Genomic DNA, 22,547 nt, shown 5'->3' with positions numbered 1-22,547 from the left:
GCTCTACCTCTGCTCGTTGACCGCGGAGTCGGCGTTCGAAGTGCCGTTCGGGTCCGGGCTGTTGCTGGGGTCCGGACTCTCGTGGATGTTCCCGACGACGTTTCCTTCGGTGTCGACGATGTCGCCGTTGGGCGAGATCGTGACGGTGACGGTGGGCGTGGGCTTCGGCTTGGCGGGCTTGGCCGGCTGCTTCGGCAGGACCATGTCACGGGGGTCCTCGCGCGGGGCCTGGACCACGACGCCGACGATGTCGAGCTTGGTGAAGCCGACGTACGGACGGACGTAGACGGTACGGGTCAGGCCGCCGCCGGACGGGTCGACCCGGACGACCTCGCCGACCGGGACGCCGGGCACGAAGGGCTTGTCCTTGCTGGAGCCGAAGGTGACGAGCCGGTCGCCCTTCTTCACCTTGGCCTTGCCGTTGAGGAACTGGACCGAGAGCGGCCGCGTCCCCTGACCGGTGGCGAAGCCCAGCTCGTCGGTCTTCTCCATCCGGGTGCCGACGGTGAAGTCGGGGTCGTTGGCGAGGAGCACCGTGGAGGTGTCCGGGCCGACGGTGGTGACCCGGCCGACCAGGCCGTCACCGTTGATGACGGTCATGTCGCGCTTGATCCCGTCGTGGGAACCCGCGTCGATGGTGACCGTCCAGGAGAAGCCCTGGGCCGCTCCTATGGCGATGACCTCGGCGCCCTTGATGCCGTACTGTCCGGCGGCCGACTTCTTCAGCATCCGGTCGAGCTCACGGACCCGGTTGCGGTTGCGGTCGTCGCTGCCGAGCTTCGTCTTGAGCGCGGCGTTCTGCTGTTCCAGCTGGGCGATCCGGTTGTGCCGTGTCCCGGAGTCGCGTACCGCCCCTATGGCGTTGCCCACCGGGTCGACGGCTGCCGCGACGCCATTCTCCACCGGCCCGAAGGCCGCTGCGGCGGCCCGCCGGGCGCCGTCCACCGGTGACTCCTCGCCCCCGCGGATGTCCACCGTGATCAATGCGAACGCGATGGCGATCAGCAGCACCAGGAGCAGCCGGCTCTCTCGTGTGTCCCTCACGTGCGGCGGCCGTGCCTTCCTCGTCGGAATGTTCGTGCCTGTATATCAACGATCGGCCGTACGGAGCGGCAGTGTCCCGTACAGCAGACCGCAGTGTTGTCCACCCACGGGGCTGTTCACCCGTGGGGTCGTTCACCTGCGGGGCTGTGCGTCCAGTACCTGCTGGAGCGCCTCGAACTCCTCGACGCACTTGCCGGATCCCAGCGCCACCGAGTCCAGCGGGTCCTCCGCGATGTGGATCGGCATGCCGGTCTCGCGGCGCAGCCGCTCGTCCAGTCCGCGCAGCAGCGCGCCGCCGCCGGTCAGGACGATGCCGCGGTCCATGACGTCACCGGAGAGCTCCGGCGGGCATTTGTCGAGCGTGGTCTTCACGGCGTCGACGATCGCGTTGACCGGCTCCTCGATGGCCTTGCGGACCTCGGCGGCCGCGATGACCACGGTCTTGGGCAGTCCGGAGACGAGGTCGCGGCCGCGGATCTCGGTGTGCTCGTCCTTGTCCATGTCGTACGCTGAACCGATCGTGATCTTGATCTGTTCGGCGGTGCGCTCACCGAGAAGGAGCGAGTACTCCTTCTTGACGTGCTGGATGATCGCGTTGTCCAGCTCGTCACCGGCGACCCGGATCGACTGGGCAGTGACGATTCCGCCGAGCGAGATGACCGCGACCTCCGTGGTGCCGCCACCGATGTCGACGACCATGTTGCCGGTGGCCTCGTGGACCGGCAGTCCGGAGCCGATGGCCGCCGCCATGGGCTCCTCGATGATGTGCACCTGGCGCGCGCCGGCCTGCGTCGACGCCTCGATCACGGCGCGTCGCTCGACCCCGGTGATGCCGGAGGGCACACAGACGACGACCCGCGGGCGGGCCAGGTAGCGACGCTTGTGGATCTTCAGGATGAAGTAGCGGAGCATCCGCTCGGTGATCTCGAAGTCGGCGATCACGCCGTCCTTCAGCGGCCGTACGGCAACGATGTTGCCCGGTGTACGCCCGATCATCTTCTTGGCCTCGGAGCCGACCGCCAGGATGCCGCCGGTGTTGGTGTTGATGGCCACGACGGACGGCTCGTTCAGAACGATGCCGCGCCCCCTGACGTACACCAGCGTGTTGGCAGTCCCGAGGTCGATAGCCATGTCACGGCCGATGAACGACATTGAGTTCCCCTTGTTCCCCATGAGGATGCGTCGGGCCTTCCGAGAAAGCGATATGGCTTGTTCTGGTCGGCGAGGTGAGCGCGGCGGGCGTGGAAGATTCCATCGTAGTGCCGCAGTGACGGAGACCGCGCGAGGGTCCTTCGCCATTGTGGGCGGAACGGGTGGCCGCTCCACTCATGGTGACGTTATGTCGGAGGGATGCGTTCCCGCGATCCCGGACCCTATACCGAAGGGCGACCGAATTAATTCGGTCGCCCCGGGGCTGAGCGCTGTTCGGCTGATCGGGATCAGGCGATTCCGGGGAAGAAAAGCTTCAGTTCCCGCTCCGCGGACTCCTCGGAATCCGAGGCGTGAATGAGGTTCTCCCGGGTGATCGTGCCGAAGTCACCACGGATGGAGCCGGGCGCGGCGGCGATCGGGTCGGTGGGGCCGGCCAGCGTACGGATGCCCTCGATGACCCGCTCGCCCTCGGCGACCAGCGCGACGATCGGGCCCGACTGCATGAACTCGACGAGCGGCTCGTAGAACGGGCGGCCGACGTGCTCGGCGTAGTGCTGCTCCAGCGTGGCGCGGTCCAGGGTGCGCAGCTCCAGTGCGGTGATCCGCCAGCCGGCCTTGCGCTCGATCCGCCCGACGATCTCGCCGACCAGTCCGCGCCGGACAGCGTCGGGCTTGAGGAGAACGAGGGTTCGCTGGGTCATGGTGTGCTGCTCCTTGCAGGCAGGCGGGTGCGGTGAACCGAGGCTACAGGGGTACGGAGCCGGGCCGGCGGCCGGGTTTGGCCGAGAGGTGCCGGGTCAGCCACCGGCCGGGCCCGGAGCGTGTCCGCGGGGTCCCGCCCGGCCCGCGCTATGCCGCTTCCTGCGCCGCCGCCCAGCGGGCCTTCGCCTCGTCGATCTTCCGGCCGTAGTGCACCGAGGCCCACCACAGGCCGGCGAAGACCACGCCGAGGATGAACATCATCGGGACGACGAAGCCGCTCAGCACCAGGGCGACCTGGAGCACCCAGCCGAGCTGTACACCGCCCGGTCGGGTGATCATCCCGCAGAGCAGCACGGAGAGCGCCATCCCTGTGCCGCAGACCGTCCAGACCATGGCATCGGTCAGGTCGTCGGATTTCATCGCGACGAGCCCGGCGAAGCCGATCACGAAGAATTCGCCGATCAGTGTGGATGCACAGAGCGTACGCATGAGGTCAGCGCCTTCCCAGAAGCAGCCGGGCCTCGCCGACCGTGATCACGGAACCGGTCACCAGAACACCGGCGCCCGCGTATTCGTCCTCCTCCTCGGCGAGGGTGATCGCCGCCTCCAGGGCGTCGTCCAGGCGCGGCTCCACCTGGACGCGGTCCTCGCCGAAGACCTCGACCGCGAGGGCGGCGAGCTCGTCGACGTCCATCGCGCGGCCGCTGGAGTTCTGGGTGACGACGACCTCGGCGAAAATCGGCTCGAAGGCTTCGAGGAGCCCCTTGACGTCCTTGTCGGAGCTGGTGCCGACCACGCCGATCAGCCGGGAGAAGCCGAAGGCCTCGGAGAGCCCGTCGGCGGTGGCGCGGGCGCCCGCCGGGTTGTGCGCCGCGTCCAGGACGACGGTGGGGCTGGAGCGGACGACTTCGAGACGGCCCGGGGAGATCACCGAGGCGAAGGCCTGGCGGACCGTGTCGGCATCGAGCGAGCCCGGCTGCTCGGCGCCGATCCCGAAGAAGGCCTCCACCGCGGAGAGCGCCACCGCGGCGTTGTGCGCCTGGTGGGCGCCGTAGAGCGGGAGGAAGATCTCCTCGTACTCGCCACCGAGGCCGCGCAGCGTCAGCAGCTGGCCGCCGACGGCGATCTCGCGCGAGACGACGCCGAACTCCATGCCCTCGCGGGCCACCGTGGCATCGGCCTCGACGGCCTTCTTCAGCATCACCTGCGCGGCGTCCACCGGCTGCTGGGCGAGGATGACCGTGGCGCCCTGCTTGATGATCCCGGCCTTCTCGCCGGCGATCTCGGCGGGCGTGGCACCCAGCCGGTCGGTGTGGTCCAGCGAGATGGGGGTGACGACGGCGACCGAGGCGTCGATGACGTTCGTCGCGTCCCAGCTGCCGCCCATGCCGACCTCGACGACGGCGACGTCGACCGGCGCGTCCGCGAAGGCCGCGTAGGCCATGCCCGTCAGCACCTCGAAGAAGGAGAGCCGGTACGGCTGCTGGGTGTCGACCATCTCCACGTACGGCTTGATGTCCTGGTACGCCTCGATGAACCGCTCGGGGTCGATCGGGGAGCCGTCCAGGCTGATCCGCTCGGTGATCGACTGGACGTGCGGCGAGGTGTAGCGGCCGGTACGCAGGTCGAAAGCGCCGAGCAGCGCCTCGATCATGCGGGCCGTGCTCGTCTTGCCGTTGGTCCCGGTGATGTGGATCGAGGGGTACGCGCGCTGCGGCTCGCCGAGCACGTCCATCAGCGCGGCGATGCGCGTGACGGAGGGCTCCAGCTTGGTCTCGCCCCAGCGTCCGGCGAGCTCCTGCTCCACGGCGCGCAGCGCCTTGTCCACCTCGGGATCGGCGGGGCGGGCCGGAACCTCTTCGCCCTGCGGCGGCCCGGAGCGGGTACGCAGCGTACGGCTCCCGGCCTCGATCACCGCCAGGTCGGGGTCGCGCTGGGTCTCCTCGTCGACGATCTCCGCGAAGGTGTCGTCGGACTCGGAGTTGTCGTGCCGGTCGGAAGGGCGGGGCTCACTCACGGGGCCAGTCTACGGATGGGCACGGACATCGCACGCAGCGCCCGGTGTCGCCGGAGTCCCGACCGTGCGCGGGGACGGGCGAAGCCCCCGTACTCCCGGCAGCGGGAGTACGGGGGCTTCGTCTTCAGCGGGTGGTCAGCTCTGCGGCAGGTTCGCCAGCTGGCCGGAGATCCGCTCGATGTCGGCCTCGGCCTTGGCGAGCCGGCCACGGATCTTGTCGACCACGTTGTCCGGGGCCTTGCCGAGGAACGCCTCGTTGGAGAGCTTTCCGACCGCCTGGGCCTTCTCCTTCTCGGCGGCGCCCAGGTCCTTCGTCAGGCGCTTGCGCTCGGCCTCGACATCGATGGTGCCGGAGAGGTCGAGGGCGACCGTGGCCCCCGCGACGGGCAGCGAGGCGGTGGCGTGGAAGCCCTCCTCGGCCGGCTGGAGCCGCAGCAGCTGGCGGATGGCCGCCTCGTGCGGGGCGAGCGGCGTACCGGTCAGGGTGAGCTCGGCCGGGACCTTCTGGCCGGGCTGCAGGCCCTGGTCGGAGCGGAACCGGCGGACCTCGGTGACCACCTGCTGGACGAGTGCGATCTCCTGCTCGGCCGCGTCGTCGCGGAAGCCGGAGTCCTTCGGCCAGTCCGCGATGACGACGGACTCCCGGCCGGTGAGGGCCGTCCAGAGCGTCTCCGTGACGAACGGCACGACCGGGTGCAGCAGTCGCAGCATCACGTCGAGGACCTCACCGAGGACCCGGCCCGAGACCTCGGCCGGCCGGCCGCCCGCGAAGAACGTGGTCTTGGACAGCTCGACGTACCAGTCGAAGACCTCGTCCCAGGCGAAGTGCCGCAGCGCCTCACTGAGCTTGGAGAACTGGAAGTCGTCGTAGTACGCGTCGACTTCGGCGACGGTCTTGCCCAGGCGGGAGAGGATCCAGCGGTCGGTCACCGACATCTCGTCGGCGGACGGCAGTTCGCCCTCGATCGTCGCGCCGTTCATCAGCGCGAAGCGGGTGGCGTTCCAGATCTTGTTGGCGAACTTGGCGGAACCCTGGACCCACTCCTCGCCGATCGGGACGTCGACGCCGGGGTTGGCGCCGCGCGCCAGCGTGAAGCGCAGCGCGTCGGAGCCGTACTTGTCCATCCAGTCCAGCGGGTTGACGACATTGCCGAAGGACTTCGACATCTTCTTGCCGTACTCGTCGCGGACCATGCCGTGCAGGACGATCGTCTCGAACGGCGGGACGCCGTCGTTGACGTACAGGCCGAACATCATCATCCGGGCGACCCAGAAGAAGAGGATGTCGTAGCCGGTGACCAGGACGGAGTTCGGGTAGAACTTCGCGAGACTGTCGGTCCGTTCGGGCCAGCCGAGCGTGGAGAACGGCCACAGGCCGGAGGAGAACCAGGTGTCCAGGACGTCGCTGTCCTGCGTCCAGCCCTCGCCGGTGGGGGGCTCGTCGTCCGGTCCGACGCAGACCATCTCTCCGTCGGGTCCGTGCCAGACGGGAATGCGGTGCCCCCACCACAGCTGGCGCGAGATGCACCAGTCGTGGAGGTTGTCGACCCAGTCGAAGTACCGCTTCTCCATCTCCTGCGGGTGGATCTTGACCTTGCCCTGGCGGACGGCGTCACCGGCCGCCTCGGCGAGCGGGGCGACCCTGACCCACCACTGCATGGACAGCCGGGGCTCGACGGTGGTCTTGCAGCGCGAGCAGTGGCCGACGGAGTGGATGTACGGCCGCTTCTCGGCGACGATCCGGCCCTCGGCGCGCAGCGCGCCGACGATCGCGGAGCGGGCCTCCAGCCGGTCCAGGCCCTCGAACGGGCCGGGGACGGTGATGACCGCGCGCTCGTCCATGACCGTGAGGAACGGCAGGTCGTGGCGCGTACCGATCTCGAAGTCGTTCGGGTCGTGCGCGGGGGTGACCTTCACGGCGCCGGTGCCGAACTCCGGGTCGACGTGGTGGTCGGCGACGACGGGGATCGTGCGGTCGGTCAGCGGCAGCCTGATCTGCTTGCCGACGAGGTGCTTGTAGCGCTCGTCGTCGGGGTGGACGGCGACGGCGGTGTCACCGAGCATCGTCTCGGCGCGGGTCGTGGCGACGACGATGGTGTCGTCCCCCTCCCCGTACGTCATCGAGACCAGCTCGCCGTCGTCGTCCTGGTACTCGACCTCGATGTCCGAGATCGCGGTCAGACAGCGCGGGCACCAGTTGACGATGCGTTCACGGCGATAGATCAGCTCCTCGTCGTACATCCGCTTGAAGATGGTCTGGACGGCGGTGGACAGGCCCTCGTCCATGGTGAAGCGCTCACGGGACCAGGCGACGCCCTCGCCGAGTCGGCGCATCTGGCCGGAGATCTGGCCGCCGGACTCGTTCTTCCACTTCCAGACGCGCTCGACGAAGGCCTCGCGGCCCAGGTCGTGGCGGGACTTGCCCTCCTTGCCGAGCTCGCGCTCGACGACGTTCTGGGTGGCGATGCCGGCGTGGTCCATGCCGGGCTGGTAGAGCGCCTCGAAGCCCTGCATGCGCTTGCGGCGGACGAGGGCGTCGATCAACGTGTGCTCGAAGGCGTGCCCGAGGTGCAGGCTGCCCGTGACGTTCGGCGGCGGGATGACGATGGAGTACGGCGGCTTCTCGCTGTGCTCGTCGGCTTCGAAGTAACCCCGTTCTACCCAGCGCTCATACAGCTTCCCCTCTACCTCGGCCGGTGCGTACTGGGTCGGCAGTTCGGGGTTGCTGGCTGGCGTCTGCTGAGTGTTCTCGGTCACGGGGGACAGTTTAGGGCCGTCACAGTCGTGCATTGAAACCGGTTTGTTGAGTAACGGTGTGACGCCCGGTGCTCCATACGGGGAGCCGTTCCGTCAGGATGTTCGGAACGCATAAGCATGACGAACAGGGGACACCGCAGATGAGCTACAACCAGCCGGGCCCGTACGGCGGCCAGCCGCCCCAGGGCCAGCCGGGTCCGTACGGCGGCCAGCCGCCCCAGGGCCAGCCCGGACCGTACGGTCAGCAGCCGCAGGGCCAGCCCGGCCCGTACGGCCAGCAGCCGAACCCGTACGGCCAGCAGCCCCCGCAGGGCCAGCCCGGTTACGGCTACCCCCAGCAGGGTGTCCCGCCCCAGCAGCCCCAGCCGGGCTACGGCTACCCGCAGGCCCAGCAGCCCGGCCCCTACGGCCAGCAGCCCCCCACTCCCCCGTACGGCGGCCAGCAGCCCTACGGCACGATGCCGATGCCGCCGGCCGAGCCGAAGAAGAAGACCGGCCTGATCGTCGGCGGCGTCGTCGTGGCGCTGGCGGTCATCGGGGGCGGGGTGTACTTCCTGACGTCGGGCGGCGCCAGCAACAGCGACGTGGCGGACTCCACCAAGGGGTACAAGCTGACGCCGGCGGCGACGCTGGACGGCTACAAGAAGGAAGCCGGCATGCCGTCGACGTCGACGCCGGTGACGGGCGACGACAAGAAGGAAGCCGAAGCCATGGGGATCAAGGACCCCCAGAAGGTGAGGGCCCAGTACTCGTCGGGTTCCGAAGACAACCCACTCGCCAGCAAGGCCGTGACACTTGCGGGGATCTGGGGAGACGTCACCGACCCGGCGAAGGTCATCGACAGCTCCTTCACCAACGCCGAGGCGGACTTGGAGAAGGGCGAGAAGGGCATGGACGTCCAGCTCGTCGGCAGCGCCAAGGCCGTCACACCACCCGGGTTCAAGGGTGCGCTGATGAAGTGCCAGGACCTGAAGGTGATCAACAAGGAAGGCGACGGCACGCCGGAGAAGGGCCCGAAGGAGTTCCTGATTCCCGTCTGCGTCTGGGCGGATTACAGCACCGTCGGCGTCGTCAACGGAGTCGATGTGGCCCTCTCCATGGCCGGCAAGGGCATGTCCCAGGACGACGTGGCCGCCCTGACCGCCAAGCTCTACAACACGTCCCGCACCAAGATCTGATCCGACTGCGGCAACGGAAAAGGGGCGCCCGGCCGGGCGCCCCTTTTCCGTACGTCTGCGGCTACGCGGACTTCTCGTGCCGTCCGCCGTCGCCCTTGCCGATCGTCCGCGGCTCGCGCGGGACGAGGGTCGGGTTCACGTTGTCGCGGACGACGTCGGCCGTGATGACGACACGGGCGACGTCCTTGCGGGACGGCACCTCGTACATCACGGACTGGAGGACCTCCTCCATGATGGCCCGCAGGCCCCGCGCGCCGGTGCCGCGGAGGATCGCCTGGTCGGCGATGGCCTCCAGGGCCGGGCGGTCGAAGTCCAGCTCGACACCGTCGAGTTCGAAGAGCCGCTGGTACTGCTTCACCAGCGCGTTGCGCGGCTCGACGAGGATCTGCAGCAGCGCCTCGCGGTCCAGGTTGTGGACCGAGGTGAGGACGGGCAGCCTGCCGATGAACTCCGGGATCATCCCGAACTTCACCAGGTCCTCCGGCATGACCTCCTGGAACTGGTCGCTCGCCTCGATCTCCCGCTTCGAACGGATCGTCGCGCCGAAGCCGATGCCCTTGGCACCCGCACGGGACTCGATGATCCGCTCCAGGCCGGAGAAGGCGCCGCCCACGATGAACAGCACGTTCGTCGTGTCGATCTGGATGAACTCCTGGTGCGGGTGCTTCCGGCCGCCCTGCGGCGGTACGGACGCGGTGGTGCCCTCCAGGATCTTCAACAGGGCCTGCTGGACGCCCTCGCCGGAGACATCGCGGGTGATCGACGGGTTCTCGCTCTTGCGCGCGACCTTGTCGATCTCGTCGATGTAGATGATCCCGGTCTCGGCCTTCTTGACGTCGTAGTCCGCGGCCTGGATCAGCTTCAGCAGGATGTTCTCGACGTCCTCGCCGACATAGCCGGCCTCCGTCAGCGCCGTCGCGTCGGCGATGGCGAACGGGACGTTGAGCATGCGGGCCAGCGTCTGCGCGAGCAGTGTCTTGCCGGAGCCCGTGGGGCCCAGCAGCAGGATGTTGGACTTGGCCAGCTCGATGGCGTCGTCCCGGCCCTGCGCGCCGCCGTTCTCACCCGCCTGGACCCGCTTGTAGTGGTTGTACACAGCGACCGAGAGGGCCTTCTTCGCGGGCTCCTGCCCGACGACGTACCCCTCGAGGAACTCGTAGATCTCGCGCGGCTTGGGGAGTTCCTCCCACCGCACCTCGGAGGTCTCGGCGAGCTCCTCCTCGATGATCTCGTTGCAGAGATCGATGCACTCGTCGCAGATGTACACACCGGGTCCCGCGATGAGCTTCTTCACCTGCTTCTGGCTCTTTCCGCAGAACGAGCACTTGAGCAGGTCGCCGCCATCACCGATGCGTGCCACGAGGTGCTTCCCCTTCGCCTGGGAGCAGCTTGGTTCAGCGGCTCCTGGTGCCTCTATCCGACGGTACCTTGCCTTGGCCCCCGTTCGGGCCCCCCTTGGCACGGTTCACACGGTCAGGACCGGGCGAACGTGGCGTGCCAAGGGGTGAAGGCCGACGTCAGACGGCCGCGGCCGCCTGCTTGCGGGTCGACACGATCTGGTCGACGAGACCGTAGGCGAGGGCGTCCTCGGCGGTCAGGATCTTGTCGCGCTCGATGTCGTCGCGGATCTTCTCCAGCGGCGTGGTGGAGTGCTTGGCCAGCATCTCCTCCAGCTGGGTGCGCATCCGCAGGATCTCGTTGGCCGCGATCTCCAGGTCGGAGAGCTGCTCACGGCCGGTCTGCGAGGACGGCTGGTGGATCAGCACACGGGCGTTGGGCAGCGCCATGCGCTTGCCGGGCGTGCCCGCGGCGAGCAGCACGGCCGCGGCGGAGGCCGCCTGGCCCATGCAGACCGTCTGGATGTCCGGCTTCACGAACTGCATCGTGTCGTAGATCGCCGTGAGCGCGGTGAACGAGCCGCCGGGGCTGTTGATGTAGATCGAGATGTCCCGGTCCGGGTCCATCGACTCGAGGCACAGCAGCTGCGCCATGACGTCGTTGGCGGAGGCGTCGTCGATCTGCACGCCGAGGAAGATCACTCGCTCTTCGAAGAGCTTCGCGTACGGGTCGTACTCGCGCACGCCCTGCGAGGTGCGCTCCACGAAGCGCGGCACGATGTAGCGGTTGTCCACCTGCGGGCCGGTGTAGAGGCCGCTCGCGGAGGCGCCGGGGAAGTTGTTCATGTGGGTGTTCACCATCCTGGTGGCGTTCTGTGGCTGGGTGTCTCGGCGTACGAGAGGTGCGCGGGGCGCCGGTGCCGGATCCGGTGGTGCCGGATCAGGCGCCGGTGCCGCCGCCGCCCGGAACGCCCGATGCGATCGTGATGATCTCGTCGATGAGGCCGTACTCCTTGGCCTCCTCCGCGGTGTACCAGCGGTCGCGGTCGCCGTCGCGGATGATCGTCTCGACGGTCTGGCCGGAGTGGCGGGCGGTGATCTCCGCCATCCGCTGCTTGGTGCGCAGCAGGTACTGGGCCTGGATCTTGATGTCCGAGGCCGTACCGCCGATGCCTGCCGAACCCTGGTGCATGAGGATGTCGGTGTTCGGGAGTGCGAAGCGCTTGCCCGCGGTGCCGCCGGTGAGCAGGAACTGGCCCATCGAGGCCGCCATGCCCATACCGATGGTGACCACGTCGTTCGGGATGTACTGCATGGTGTCGTAGACCGCCATGCCGGCCGTCACCGAACCGCCGGGGCTGTTGATGTAGAGGTAGATGTCCTTCTCGGGCTCCGCGGCGAGAAGGAGCAGCTGCGCGGTGATCTTGTTGGCGATCTCATCGTCGACCTGCTGACCGAGGAAGATGATGCGCTCGCCGAGCAGCCGGCTGTAGACCTGGTCACCGAGGCCTCCACCGGGGGTCGGCTCTCCGGCGGCGTAGGGCATCAGATTCGTCACGTATCCACCTGCTCGTCTCTGACGGCTCCGGCCGTCTCAGCGTCTTCGTACCGGGTGGGCGGGGACTCCCCTGCCCTTCCTATTCATGGACCCTAACGCGCAGGTGGGACAACGCCATCCCGCTTCCGCAACTGTTCGCTCGGAGCGCAAGCTCCGCAGTCCGCACAAGGGTTGTGGGGCACTGTGCGCCCTACGACGACGGGCTCCGGACGCAAGCGGCGTCCGGAGCCCGTCGTTCGGGTTCAGCGCGAGGCTCAGGCCTCGTTCTTCTCCTCGGCGGCCTCGGCGGCGGCGTCGGTGGTGCCCTCGGCGGCCTCGACGGCCTCCTCCGCTGCCTCTTCGTCGTCCTCCAGGTCGACGACCTCACCGTTGGTGTCGACGACCTTGGCGGCCTCGACGACCACGGCCAGCGCCTTGCCACGGGCGACCTCGCCGACGAGCATCGGCACCTGGCCGCCCTCGACGACGGCCTGGGCGAACTGGTCGGGGCTCATGCCGGAGGAAGCAGCGCGCCGCATGAGGTGCTCGGTGAGCTCCTCCTGGTTGACGTTCAGCTTCTCCTTGTTGACGATCTCGTCCAGGATGAACTGGGTCTTGATGCCCTTGATCGCCTGCTCGGAGGTCTCGGCGTCGAACTCCTCGACCGTCTTGCCCTGGATCTCCAGGTACTTGTCGAGGGTCAGACCCATCTGACCGAGCTGGTGGTGCTCCAGGTTGTGCTTGCGGGTCTGGACCTCGTCCGCGAGCAGCTTCTCCGGGATCGGGACCTCGGCGAGCTTCAGCAGCTCGTCCAGGACGCGCTCCTGGGCCTGGGTGGCCTGGTCGTACTGCTTGGTGTTCTCCAGGCGCTTGCGGCTGTCCGTCTTCAGCTCGTCGAGGGTGTCGAACTCGCTGGCCATCTGGGCGAACTCGTCGTCCAGCTCGGGGAGCTCACGGGCGGCGACCGCGGAGACCTTGACGGTGACCTCGGCCTCCTTGCCCTCGGCGGAGCCGCCCTTCAGCTCGGAGGTGAAGGTGGCCTCGCCACCCGCCTCCAGGCCGGTGACGGCGGCGTCGATGCCGTCGAGGAGCTCACCGGAACCGATGGTGTACGAGACACCCTCGGCGACGCCGTCCTCCAGGACCTCGCCGTCGACCTTGGCCTGCAGGTCGATCGTCACGACGTCGCCCTCGGCAGCGGCGCGCTCGACCGGGTTGGTGGAGGCGAAGCGCTCGCGGAGCTGCTCCACGGCCTTCTCGACGTCCTCGTCGCTGACCTCGAGGGCGTCGACGGTGACCTCGATGCCGGAGTAGTCCGGAATCTCGATCTCGGGGCGTACGTCAACCTCGGCGGTGAAGGCCAGCAGCTCGCCGTCCTTCAGCTCGGTGATGTCGACCTCGGGCTGGCCGAGGACATTGAGCTCACCCTCGTTGACGGCCTCGGTGTAGAACTTCGGGAGGGCGTCGTTGACGGCCTCCTCCAGCACCGCACCGCGGCCGAAGCGCTGGTCGATGACCCGGGCAGGGATCTTGCCCTTGCGGAAGCCCTTCACCGTGACCTGCTGGTTGATCTTCTTGTACGCCGCGTCGAGGCTGTCCTTGAGCTCCTCGAAGGGCACCTCGACAGTGAGCCGAACCCGGGTCGGGTTCAGGGTCTCCACGGCGCTCTTCACGGTTCGGTCTCCTTGTGGCTGACTTCTTGGGGTTCTGCTCCGCCGCACGGGAGGCGGCTTCGCGGACCGAGCCCGGTACATCAGACACACGGGCACGCATTTTGCATAGTAACGGCAAGGAGTCGGACTCCCACAATGCGATCTTGCCGGTGGTCGGGGTGGCCGGATTCGAACCGACGACCTTCCGCTCCCAAAGCGGACGCGCTACCAAGCTGCGCCACACCCCGTCGGTGCGACACGTAGGGTACATGCCGTCAGGCAGTGCATCGGCCGCTTTGCGCGGGCGGCACCGAACGCGACACCGGGTGGCCGCAATCGGGTGTGCGGGCGGCGTCCATGACCCGCTACGATGCTTCACGTGCCGTCGGCCCCAGGGCCTGCGGTGCTGCTGTGCGGGCGTAGCTCAATGGTAGAGCCCTAGTCTTCCAAACTAGCTACGCGGGTTCGATTCCCGTCGCCCGCTCCATGCTTGGGCCCGGTCCGGCGAATTCCTCGCCGGACCGGGCCTTTTGCGTTCTGCATGTGTTCCGCCGGCCGCGCCGGAGCGCGGGCGGCGGCCCTGCCTGCCCGGAGCCGGATCGGCTCCGGCTCAGAAGGAGATCTGGTTGATGGTCTCCGCTATCGAGTTCATGAATCTCTGGATCGACGGCGCCATGCCGGTCGACGCCAGGAAGAAGCCGAAGAGCACCGCGACGATCGCCGGCCCGGGCTTGATCGAGCCACCCCGGATCAGGACCACCAGGATGATCGCCAACATCAACACCACAGACAGTGAAATGGCCATGACTGATCACACCCTTGGTCGGTCCGCCTTGCCGGCCCGGAGAGGTGCGGCCGAGCACTCCTCCGTCCCGTCCATCGTGCCACCAACTCCCCTGTGGTCGCTGCCAGGTGACGGATCGATGTGACGGGATCGCGCCATCCTTGCGCCCCGCGTGCGCTTGGGGCGCACGCCTGCACGGGAGGGTCGCACAGGCCCCCACCCACGCCCCGCACACCCGTGAGTGAACCGTGAACCAACCATTCGCAATGACGTGCGAATGTGACGGTTTCCATATCCGCACACTTCATTCACATGCAATTCCAAGGTTTAAGTGCGATGAAATTCACGCGCCACAACAGCCTGCCGATATGCCCTATTTAAGAGGGATGAATCGGTGCATAACGGTCGGTTGGCGGCGGTTTCGCTTTCGATTGGACCGGGCGCACGTGATATCCCCCGAGCGGTTTTACGAATTCCGATCGAGGCGTCTAAGGTGCATGAGATGTTCCACGCTCCGAACGCATTTCAGAGGGCCCCGCTCCCATCGGCGACCCGGGAGTCGGAGCCCAGATCCCGAGGGGCGACCGCCACCGCTGCGCCTCCCGCACCGGTGCCGAACAAGCCGCCGGCGACCGCACCGGCGAAGCGGCGCGACGCCTACTTCGACAACGTCAAATACCTGGCCATCGTGCTCGTCGCGGTGGCGCACTCGTGGGAACCGGTGATGGACGGCAGCCGGACGGCCCGTGCGCTGTACATGGTGGCGTACACCTTTCACATGCCGGCGTTCATCATCGTCTCCGGCTACTTCTCCCGCTCGTTCGACATGTCCGCCGCCAAGGTGAAGCGCCTGATCACCGGCGTCGCCGTGCCCTATGTGGTGTTCGAAACGGCGTACTCGCTCTTCAAGCGGTACGCGGACGACTCGGCCGACCCGTCGATCAGCCTGCTCGACCCCTGGTACCTGACCTGGTTCCTGATCGCGCTGTTCGTCTGGCGGCTCACCACGCCGCTGTGGCAGTCGCTGCGCCATCCGCTGCCGGTCGCGCTCGTCATCGCCATGCTCGCCTCCTTCTCCCCGACGATCGGCGACGATCTCGATCTCCAGCGCGTTCTGCAGTTCCTGCCGTTCTTCGTGCTGGGGCTCCGGCTGAGGCCCGAGCACTTCGAGCTGGTCCGCCGGCGCGAGGTCCGGATGCTCGCGCTCCCGCTGTTCGCCGGCGCCCTGGCGTTCGCTTACTGGGCGGCGCCACGGATGCAGCTGGGCTGGTTCTACCGCAGCAACAGCGCGCAGGAGATGGGTGCGCCGTGGTGGTCCGGTGCCGTGATGACGCTGGCGCTGTTCGGCTGCGCGCTGCTGCTCACCATCGGGTTCCTGGCCTGGGTGCCGCGCCGCCGCATGTGGTTCACGGTGCTCGGCGCCGGGACGATCTGCGGCTATCTGCTGCACGGCTTCCTGATCAAGGGTGCCGGATACGCCGGGGTGTTCGACGTCTGCGACTGGCTCGCGGCGCCCGCCGGCCTGGTCCTGGTCTCCCTGGTCGCGGCCGCCGCCGTGACGCTGATGTGCACGCCACCGGTGCGCAGGGTGCTGCGCCCGGTGACGGAGCCGGACATGGACTGGGCGTTCCGGCGGGATTCGGCCAGGCTCTGAGCCGGGCGGCCGGACCCGCGGGCGGCCGGACGGGTCAGTCCTTCGCCGTGTTGGCTTGATCCGATTGCTCGACGGGCGATTCGCCCGGGGTGAGCCCCAGCAGCCCCCGTACCAGCGCATACTTCTCGGTCAGCCGGGTACGGGTCGCGGGCTCCAGCACCGCGAGGCGGGCCGGGTCCGCGTTGTGTGCCAGGTCCGACTCCTTGATCAGCAGCGCGCCCGGGGTGTCCAGGATGCGCCGGGTGTACGAACGAAGGTCCTCGCCGTCACGTCTGGTGACGGCGAGGACCATGTCCTTCACCTGCTGCGGCAGCGCGGCCCCGGCCAGCCACCGCGCCGACAGCGCGTCGTCCTCGACCGCGTCGTGCAGCCAGGCCGCGGCTATCTGGTCCTCGCTGCCGCCCCTGGTCCGTACCCCCTCGGCGACGGCGGCGAGGTGTTCGGTGTACGGGCGTCCCGCCTTGTCCCGCTGATCGGCGTGGGCCTCGCGGGCGATCGCCTCGACTTCGGCGAGGGTCAGATGCGTGTGCGGATCGGTCATGGCCCGACTCTACGGACGGTCGGCCGCCCTGCGCAGAGCGGCGCGGGCCGGGACCACCATGGCGAGGAGGCCGAGGCCGACGGTCGCGGCGACGAAACTGCCGTACAGGACCGGCGGGATGTACGGCGACTCGCCCGTCAGGCCCCTCATCATCGGGTAGAGCGTGGCGAATGCGATGCCGGTGCCGATCGCGGCGCCGGCCACCGTGACCAGCAGGGCCTCCCAGCGGATCATGCCCATGACCTGACTGCGGGTGGAGCCGACCAGGCGCAGCATGGTCAGTTCGCGGCGGCGGTCCAGGACGGTCATCACCAGGGTGTTGACGGCGGCGATCGCGGCGAATCCGCCGAGCACCGCGGCCATGACGGTGTTGGCCCAGGCGTTGAGCTCGCGGTTCTCGTCCTGTGCCGCGGCGTAGGCGGAGGAGTCGGTGACGGTACCGAGCGCGGTGAGCTTCTGTGCGGCGGCGGGGGTGGCCCGTACCAGGATGTCGGTGGCGTACGGCGAGGTCATATGGGCCTTCAGGTCGGCCGCGGGGAATGTGAGGAGGCTGGTGCCGAGGCCGCGTCCGTAGACCGCGACGACCTTGGGGTTCGCCTTGGTGCCGTCCGGGAGGCGCAGGGCCAGCCGGTCGCCGGTCCCGGCCTTCGTGGAGCCGGCGAGGGTGGTGTCGATGGCGACGGTGCCGGGCCGCAGGCCGGTGAGCGATCCGCTCCGGACGTCGAGGTCCTGGACCTCGGCGAGGTCGCTGCCGGAACCGGTGATCCCCTGGGCGGAGGTGCTTTGGAGCCGTCGGTCCCCGCCGGATCCGGTGGGCACCAGGACGGAGCTGCGGAGCAGCCCGACGGCGGTCGTGACACCGGGTGTGGCAGCGGCCCGTTCGGTCGCGTCGGAGGCGAGTCCGCCCGGGGCGGAGACGATGTGGTCGGCGGTGACGGCGTCGCGCTGCTGGTGAGCGACCACACGCTCCTCGCTGGTCTGCATGAAGACGAGCGTGGAGGAAAAGGCCATGGCGAGCACGATCGGGGTGATCGCGGAGGCCAGGCGGCGCGAGTTCGTCCGGGAGTTGGCGGCGGCCAGCGAGCCCGACACGCCTGCCGCGCGCAGCGGGAGGCCGATGACGGCGGCGCAGATCCGGGCGATCAGCGGGCCGAGCAGGCCGACCGCGAGCATGAAGAACATGACGACGCCCAGTGCGGCGTTCGCCGCGTCCTCGCCGCTCGTGGAAGCGGCGACGCCCGCGAAGAGACCGCCGCCGACGAGGGCGGCGATGCCGAGCGGGGTGCGGATCCAGCCGAACGGGGGGCCTTCCACGGCGGACTGCGCGAGGGCCTGTCCCGGCTTGCTCTTCGACGGCTTGCGGGCGGCGAAGTATCCGGCGCTCAGCGCGGTGAGCATCGTGGCGGCCGTGGCGATGGTCAGCGGCAGCCAGGACACGTGCAGTTCGACGGGCTCGGGGATGGCTCCCCGGTCCTGGAGCTGCCCGAACCACCAGCGGGCCAGAGCGATTCCGGGCAGGCAGCCGAGCGCTCCGGCGAGCGGGGCGATGAGCAGGGATTCGGTGGCGATGGAGCGGCGCAGCTGGCGCGGGGTGGCGCCGATGGCGCGCAGCAGTGCGAACTCACGGCTGCGCTGGCCGACGGAGAGGGCGACCGTACCGGCGGCGGTGAAGACGGCGACCATGGTGGCGACGCCGCCGAAGGATCCGCCGAGGCCGACGAGGAGTTCTGTGGCGCCCGTGAGTGCCGCGTCCTCGACGGCGCCCCGGCCGTCACCGGTGTGGACCTCGGCATGGTCGGTGTGGCCGACGGCCTTGCGCACCTGGTCCGCGAGGGTGTCGGTGGTGGTGCCCGGGGCGGCGAGTACGGCGATGGCGTCGACCCGGCCGGGGTGGCCGGAGAGCTGGACGGCCTGCCGGTCGGCGAACCAGACGGTGGCGTCGGTGGCGGTGGTGCCCGCGACGCGGAACTCGCGTGTGCCCGCGGGGGTGTCGAGGGTGATCCGCTCGCCGACCCGGGTCCCGGTGCCGGTGGGGACGACGACTTCGCCGGTGCCGGGCGGCTCGCCCGTGAGCAGCCGCGTACCGGTGAAGGCGGTGGAGCCCCAGCCGTGAGCGGTGAGGGGGGTGCCGCCCTGTTTCACGGAGTAGCTCACGTCCCCGATCGCGGCCGCCGCGCCGGGCGCCGAGGCGGCCTTGGCCACCAGGGATCCGGGGAGCCGCGCGGTGTCCGGTACGGGTTGGGCGGCGTCGTACTCGCCCTCGCCGCTGCCGACCGTCATGTGCACCCGCTGGTCGGCGGCGACCACCACGGGGGCCTTCGCGTAGCGGTCCGCGGGGGCGGAGGCGCGCAGGCCGGTCTCCAGCAGGATGCCGCAGGCGCAGACGATGGCCGCGGCCAGCAGGAGCGCGACGAAGGTCCCGATGAACGACGAGGGTTTGAAGCGGACGGCCGCGCGGGCGAGGCCGTTCGGGACGTGCGGGGTGAACATCAGGCTGCTGCTCCGACGTGGGCGGGGGCGGTGCGCACGGTCAGCGCGGTCATCCGGGCGGCGATCTGTGCGGCGCCGGCGCGCTGCAGGCTGTCCGCGATCGCGCCGTCGGCGAGGAAGAGCACCTGGTCGGCGTAGGCGGCGGCGGCCGGGTCGTGGGTGACCATGACGACGGTGGCGCCGAGGTTGTCCACCGCGCTCCGGAGCAGGGTGAGGATCTCGGCGGCGGTGGTGGTGTCGAGGGCGCCGGTCGGCTCGTCGGCGAAGATCACGTCGGGCCGGGTGACCAGGGCGCGGGCGACGGCGACGCGCTGCTGCTGGCCGCCGGAGAGCTGGCCGGGGCGGCGGTCTCCTTTGTCGCCGAGGCCGACCCGGGTGAGCATCTCGGCGGCTTCGCGGCGGCTGCGGGCGGAGCCGGTGCGCTGTCCGGCCAGGCGCATGGGCAGGACGACGTTCTGTTCGACCGTCAGGGACGGCAGCAGGTTGAAGGCCTGGAAGACGAAGCCGAGGCGGGTGCGTCGCAGTTCGGTGAGCCGGTTCTCGCTCATGCCGGTGATCTCGGTGCCGCCGAGGCGTACGGAGCCCTCGGTGGGGCGGTCGAGTCCGGCCGCGCACTGCAGGAAGGTCGACTTCCCGGAGCCCGACGGTCCCATGACGGCGGTGAAGGTGGAGCGCGGGAGGGCGAGATCGATGCCCCGCAGCGCGTGGACGGCGGAGCCGCCCCGGCCGTACTGCCTGCGGACGCCGCGCAGCTCGACGGCGAGGTCCGAGGGCCCGGACCCGTGGCGGATGTCCGTCGCGTACTGCCTGTCCTGCGCGCGCTGCCTGGTGCGTCGCAGCCCCATGATGTCCGCCTTCCGTTGCTCGTCGGCCGCTTCTTCGACCATGGCTCGAACCTACGGAGCGGGGGCGGGTGCGGAACATGGCGGCTGCTGGCGGATCGGGGGTGGGGAAAACCCCAGATCCGATCGGGGGCAGACGGCAGCGGCGGACGGATCACCGGTGCCTCCCCAGGTGATTCGCGGGAGCAACAGTTGCAACATCAATCGTTCGGTAAACTAATTACTGACGCATCCTTGACGTTCTCTTGACCTACCGAAGGATCGGGCTCATCGGACACGCAGACACGCTCATCGCCATGGGCGGCGCCTTCCTCGCCGCCGCCGTTCTCGCCCGTGTCGGCAGCCGCATCGGACTGCCGACCATCCCCTTGTTCATCCTGGCCGGAATCCTGCTCGGCCCGCACACGCCCGGCATCGTGCTCGTCGCCGACCCGCACGAGCTGGAGATGCTCTCCGCGCTCGGCCTGGTGCTGCTGCTCTTCTACCTGGGCCTCGAATTCCACCTCGACGACCTCAAGGCCGGCGGCCGCAAGATGGCCGTCGCGGGCTCCGCCTATCTGGCGCTGAACGTCGGCGCCGGGCTCGCCTTCGGCTTCGTTCTGGGCTGGGGCACCTCGGAGGCCCTCGTCCTGGCCGGGGTCATCGGCATCTCGTCGTCGGCCATCGTGACCAAGATCCTGGTCGACACAAAGCGCCTGGCGAGCCCGGAGACCAAGACGATCCTCGGCATCGTCGTCGTCGACGACGTCTTCCTCGCCCTCTACCTCGCAGCCCTGCAACCGATCCTGTCGCGCTCGGACAGCCTCGCCGGCGCGGTGCTCGACGGGGGCAAGGCGTTCGGCTTCCTGCTGCTGCTCGCGCTCACCGCCCGGTTCGGCACGAAGCTCATCAGCAAGCTGATCCACACCTCGGACGACGAACTGCTCGTCATCTCCTTCCTCGGCGCCGCCGTGTTCGTGGCGGGTGTCTCCGAGTGGTTCGGGGTAGCGGACGCGATCGGCGCCTTCATGGTGGGCCTGATGCTCGGAAGCACGACCTCGGGCGAGCGCATCCGCAAGCTGGTGCATCCGCTGCGCGACGCCTTCGGTGCGATCTTCTTCTTCGCCTTCGGACTCTCCATCAACCCCGGCGACCTACCGGGCGTGATGTGGCCGGTGCTGGCCGCCGTCGTACTGACCGCGGCCATGAACATCGCCTCCGGCATGGTCTCCGCACGGGTCTACGGCTTCGGCCCGCAGGCCGCGGCAAACATCTCCACCACCCTGACGGCCCGCGGCGAGTTCGCACTGATCCTCGCCACGATGGCCGCCGGCGCGGGGCTGGACGAGCGGCTGCCGCCGTTCATCGCCGGCTATGTGCTCGTCCTCGCGGTCCTCTCTCCGCTGGCGGCCGGGCGCTCGCACTGGCTGGCCCGCGTGCTGCCGGGCGGGCGGGGACGGGGCGGGGACGGTGACAGCGACGCCGGGGCCGGGAAACTCGCGGTCCCGGCCTGAACCGGCACCCGCGGCGTCCCTGGTACGGGACCGGCCCCGGGGCCGGTCCGACGACAGGGCCCAGGGCCTCCCCGTACCCGGACAGTCCGGTGTCCACGTTCCGGTGACGGGCCGACAGCCGTTGACGCATGCCCGGTTCGAGAAGTTTTCGTACGGTTCAGGATTTACGCGAGAGCAGCAGCAGCGCCCGGTCGTCGTTGACGTCCTTGGCGCATGCCTCGATCAGGTGCCAGGCCGCACCCTCGAAACCGGTGGTGACGTAGCGGTCGGCCTCGCCGGTCAGCCGGTCGATGCCCTCCGCGATCTCGCGGTCCGATGCCTCGACGAGGCCGTCCGTGAACAGCATCAGCACGTCGCCGGGGGCCAGCGAGCCCTTCACCGCGTCGAACTGCGCCCCGTCGTACACCCCGAGCAGCGGCCCCTCGGCCGCCTTCTCCTCCCACTGACCGCTGCCCGAGTGGAACTGGAGGGCGGGCGGGTGCCCGGCCGACAGGAGTTCATAATCACCGGATTCGAGGTCCAGGACCAGATGGATCGAGGTGGCGAATCCCTCGTCCCAGTCCTGGCGCAGCAGATAGCCATTGGCCGCGGGCAGGAAGCCGTGCGGGGGCAGCGAGCCGAGGAGGCCGCCGAAGGCCCCGGACAGCAGGAGGGCGCGGGAGCCCGCGTCCATGCCCTTGCCGGAGACATCGGTGAGCACGGCCTCCAGGGTCCGTCCGCCGTTGGTGCGGGCGGCGACCACGAAGTCCCCGGAGAAGGACTGCCCGCCGGCCGGGCGCAGCGCCATCTCGCGGTGCCAGCCCTGCGGCAGCCTGGGCAGGGCGCTCTGCACCCGGATGCGTTCGCGCAGGTCGAAGAGCATGGTGCCGCCGCGCCGCCACGGCACGCCGACCCTGGCCCGGAACTGGGCGAGGACCAGCCCGAAGAAGCCGCAGGCCGCGACCACCAGGACGATTCCGGGGGTCACCCGGGCCGGACCGTCGTCGTAGGGCCCCAGCCCGACCGACTCCACGATCAGGGCCGCGGCGGCGGTCGCGTACAGGCCCAGGAGGCTGGCCGGGCGCAGCAGCAGGCCGCCCGCGACGATCGGCAGGACGAGCGCGGCGGGTGAGCACCACATCGGATCGAGCAGCGTGGCGCAGGTGATGGCGGGAATGGTCAGCAGCAGGCCGGCCAGGGCGATCCAGTCCGAGCCGTCGCCGCGGAAGTAGTCGACACCGGATTTGCGCAGCGCGACGCGTGCCCGGTGCACCGATTTCCGCAATCGGGCCGGGTACGTGTCTGCTCCTGCGCGACGGGCCATTGCCGGGACCCTATCTACCCGGCCGCCCGAGGTGCAGGGGGACCCCGTGACAATGCGTTCGAAA

The 22,547-nt window shown here is 69.3% G+C and carries 18 protein-coding genes and 2 tRNA genes; 4 read left to right on the top strand and 16 right to left on the bottom strand.

Annotated features, from left to right (window positions below; genetic code table 11):
• Positions 1–3 precede the first annotated feature (3 nt).
• The 6 genes from mreC to IE107_RS05085 all read right to left on the bottom strand — a co-directional run bounded on the left by mreC (position 4) and on the right by IE107_RS05085 (position 7,672).
• A complete protein-coding gene (mreC, locus tag IE107_RS05110) occupies positions 4–1,044 on the bottom strand; it encodes a rod shape-determining protein MreC (RefSeq protein WP_189541492.1) in 1,041 nt (346 codons plus the stop codon).
• Between the two features lie 132 nt (positions 1,045–1,176).
• Positions 1,177–2,196, bottom strand: a complete 1,020-nt coding sequence (locus IE107_RS05105) for a rod shape-determining protein (RefSeq protein WP_189541490.1) — start codon at positions 2,194–2,196, stop codon at positions 1,177–1,179.
• A gap of 287 nt (positions 2,197–2,483) precedes the next feature.
• A complete protein-coding gene (ndk, locus tag IE107_RS05100; protein WP_072483627.1) occupies positions 2,484–2,897 on the bottom strand; it encodes a nucleoside-diphosphate kinase in 414 nt (137 codons plus the stop codon).
• A gap of 148 nt (positions 2,898–3,045) precedes the next feature.
• Positions 3,046–3,387, bottom strand: coding sequence for a DUF4233 domain-containing protein (locus tag IE107_RS05095; protein WP_189541487.1), 342 nt, complete (start codon positions 3,385–3,387; stop codon positions 3,046–3,048).
• A 4-nt stretch (positions 3,388–3,391) separates the two neighbouring features.
• A complete protein-coding gene (gene folC / locus IE107_RS05090) occupies positions 3,392–4,915 on the bottom strand; it encodes a bifunctional tetrahydrofolate synthase/dihydrofolate synthase (RefSeq protein ID WP_189541485.1) in 1,524 nt (507 codons plus the stop codon).
• A 135-nt stretch (positions 4,916–5,050) separates the two neighbouring features.
• The gene (locus IE107_RS05085; protein ID WP_189541483.1) at positions 5,051–7,672 is read right to left on the bottom strand and encodes a valine--tRNA ligase; all 2,622 of its coding nucleotides are present in this window, start codon (positions 7,670–7,672) and stop codon (positions 5,051–5,053) included.
• Between the two features lie 140 nt (positions 7,673–7,812).
• Between IE107_RS05085 and IE107_RS05080 the strand changes: the two genes are divergently transcribed.
• Entirely contained in the window at positions 7,813–8,850 is a 1,038-nt protein-coding gene (locus tag IE107_RS05080) for a hypothetical protein (RefSeq protein WP_189541482.1), read from the top strand.
• 61 nt (positions 8,851–8,911) lie between these two features.
• Here IE107_RS05080 and clpX read toward each other — a convergent pair whose 3' ends face one another.
• The 5 genes from clpX to IE107_RS05055 form a co-directional block, all read right to left on the bottom strand.
• A complete protein-coding gene (gene clpX / locus IE107_RS05075; protein WP_189541480.1) occupies positions 8,912–10,210 on the bottom strand; it encodes an ATP-dependent Clp protease ATP-binding subunit ClpX in 1,299 nt (432 codons plus the stop codon).
• A 157-nt stretch (positions 10,211–10,367) separates the two neighbouring features.
• Positions 10,368–11,048 (bottom strand): ATP-dependent Clp protease proteolytic subunit, encoded by a 681-nt coding sequence (locus tag IE107_RS05070; RefSeq protein ID WP_308434207.1) that lies wholly within the window; start codon positions 11,046–11,048, stop codon positions 10,368–10,370.
• A gap of 79 nt (positions 11,049–11,127) precedes the next feature.
• Positions 11,128–11,733, bottom strand: coding sequence for an ATP-dependent Clp protease proteolytic subunit (locus IE107_RS05065; RefSeq protein ID WP_189542090.1), 606 nt, complete (start codon positions 11,731–11,733; stop codon positions 11,128–11,130).
• Positions 11,734–11,999: 266 nt separating this feature from the next.
• Positions 12,000–13,397 (bottom strand): trigger factor, encoded by a 1,398-nt coding sequence (tig, locus tag IE107_RS05060; protein WP_189541477.1) that lies wholly within the window; start codon positions 13,395–13,397, stop codon positions 12,000–12,002.
• A 150-nt stretch (positions 13,398–13,547) separates the two neighbouring features.
• Positions 13,548–13,624, bottom strand: a tRNA-Pro gene (locus IE107_RS05055).
• Between the two features lie 165 nt (positions 13,625–13,789).
• Between IE107_RS05055 and IE107_RS05050 the strand changes: the two genes are divergently transcribed.
• Positions 13,790–13,863 (top strand) — tRNA-Gly (locus IE107_RS05050).
• Positions 13,864–13,986: 123 nt separating this feature from the next.
• On the opposite strand, the gene IE107_RS05045 is transcribed toward IE107_RS05050, so the two are convergent.
• The gene (locus tag IE107_RS05045; protein ID WP_189541475.1) at positions 13,987–14,181 is read right to left on the bottom strand and encodes a hypothetical protein; all 195 of its coding nucleotides are present in this window, start codon (positions 14,179–14,181) and stop codon (positions 13,987–13,989) included.
• Between the two features lie 481 nt (positions 14,182–14,662).
• On the opposite strand from IE107_RS05045, the gene IE107_RS05040 reads away from it, so the two are divergent.
• Positions 14,663–15,814, top strand: a complete 1,152-nt coding sequence (locus IE107_RS05040; RefSeq protein ID WP_189541473.1) for an acyltransferase family protein — start codon at positions 14,663–14,665, stop codon at positions 15,812–15,814.
• Between the two features lie 34 nt (positions 15,815–15,848).
• Here IE107_RS05040 and IE107_RS05035 read toward each other — a convergent pair whose 3' ends face one another.
• Genes IE107_RS05035 through IE107_RS05025 form a run of 3 tightly spaced genes read right to left on the bottom strand, consistent with a single transcriptional unit; the run spans position 15,849 to position 19,690 of the window.
• Positions 15,849–16,355, bottom strand: a complete 507-nt coding sequence (locus tag IE107_RS05035; RefSeq protein ID WP_189541471.1) for an HD domain-containing protein — start codon at positions 16,353–16,355, stop codon at positions 15,849–15,851.
• A gap of 9 nt (positions 16,356–16,364) precedes the next feature.
• Positions 16,365–18,845 (bottom strand): FtsX-like permease family protein, encoded by a 2,481-nt coding sequence (locus IE107_RS05030; RefSeq protein WP_189541469.1) that lies wholly within the window; start codon positions 18,843–18,845, stop codon positions 16,365–16,367.
• Positions 18,845–19,690, bottom strand: a complete 846-nt coding sequence (locus tag IE107_RS05025; protein ID WP_189542088.1) for an ABC transporter ATP-binding protein — start codon at positions 19,688–19,690, stop codon at positions 18,845–18,847. Before IE107_RS05025 ends, IE107_RS05030 begins: the two co-directional genes overlap by 1 nt.
• A 293-nt stretch (positions 19,691–19,983) precedes the next feature.
• Between IE107_RS05025 and IE107_RS05020 the strand changes: the two genes are divergently transcribed.
• Entirely contained in the window at positions 19,984–21,180 is a 1,197-nt protein-coding gene (locus IE107_RS05020) for a cation:proton antiporter (protein ID WP_189542086.1), read from the top strand.
• Positions 21,181–21,337: 157 nt separating this feature from the next.
• Here IE107_RS05020 and IE107_RS05015 read toward each other — a convergent pair whose 3' ends face one another.
• Positions 21,338–22,483 carry a PP2C family protein-serine/threonine phosphatase gene (locus IE107_RS05015; RefSeq protein ID WP_189541467.1) on the bottom strand — a complete coding sequence of 382 codons (1,146 nt, stop codon included), beginning with the start codon at positions 22,481–22,483 and terminating at the stop codon, positions 21,338–21,340.
• Positions 22,484–22,547 lie beyond the last annotated feature (64 nt).

The organism is Streptomyces gelaticus (genome assembly GCF_014649535.1).
Lineage (GTDB): Bacteria > Actinomycetota > Actinomycetes > Streptomycetales > Streptomycetaceae > Streptomyces > Streptomyces gelaticus.
This window is presented reverse-complemented; position numbering and strand designations above follow the sequence as displayed.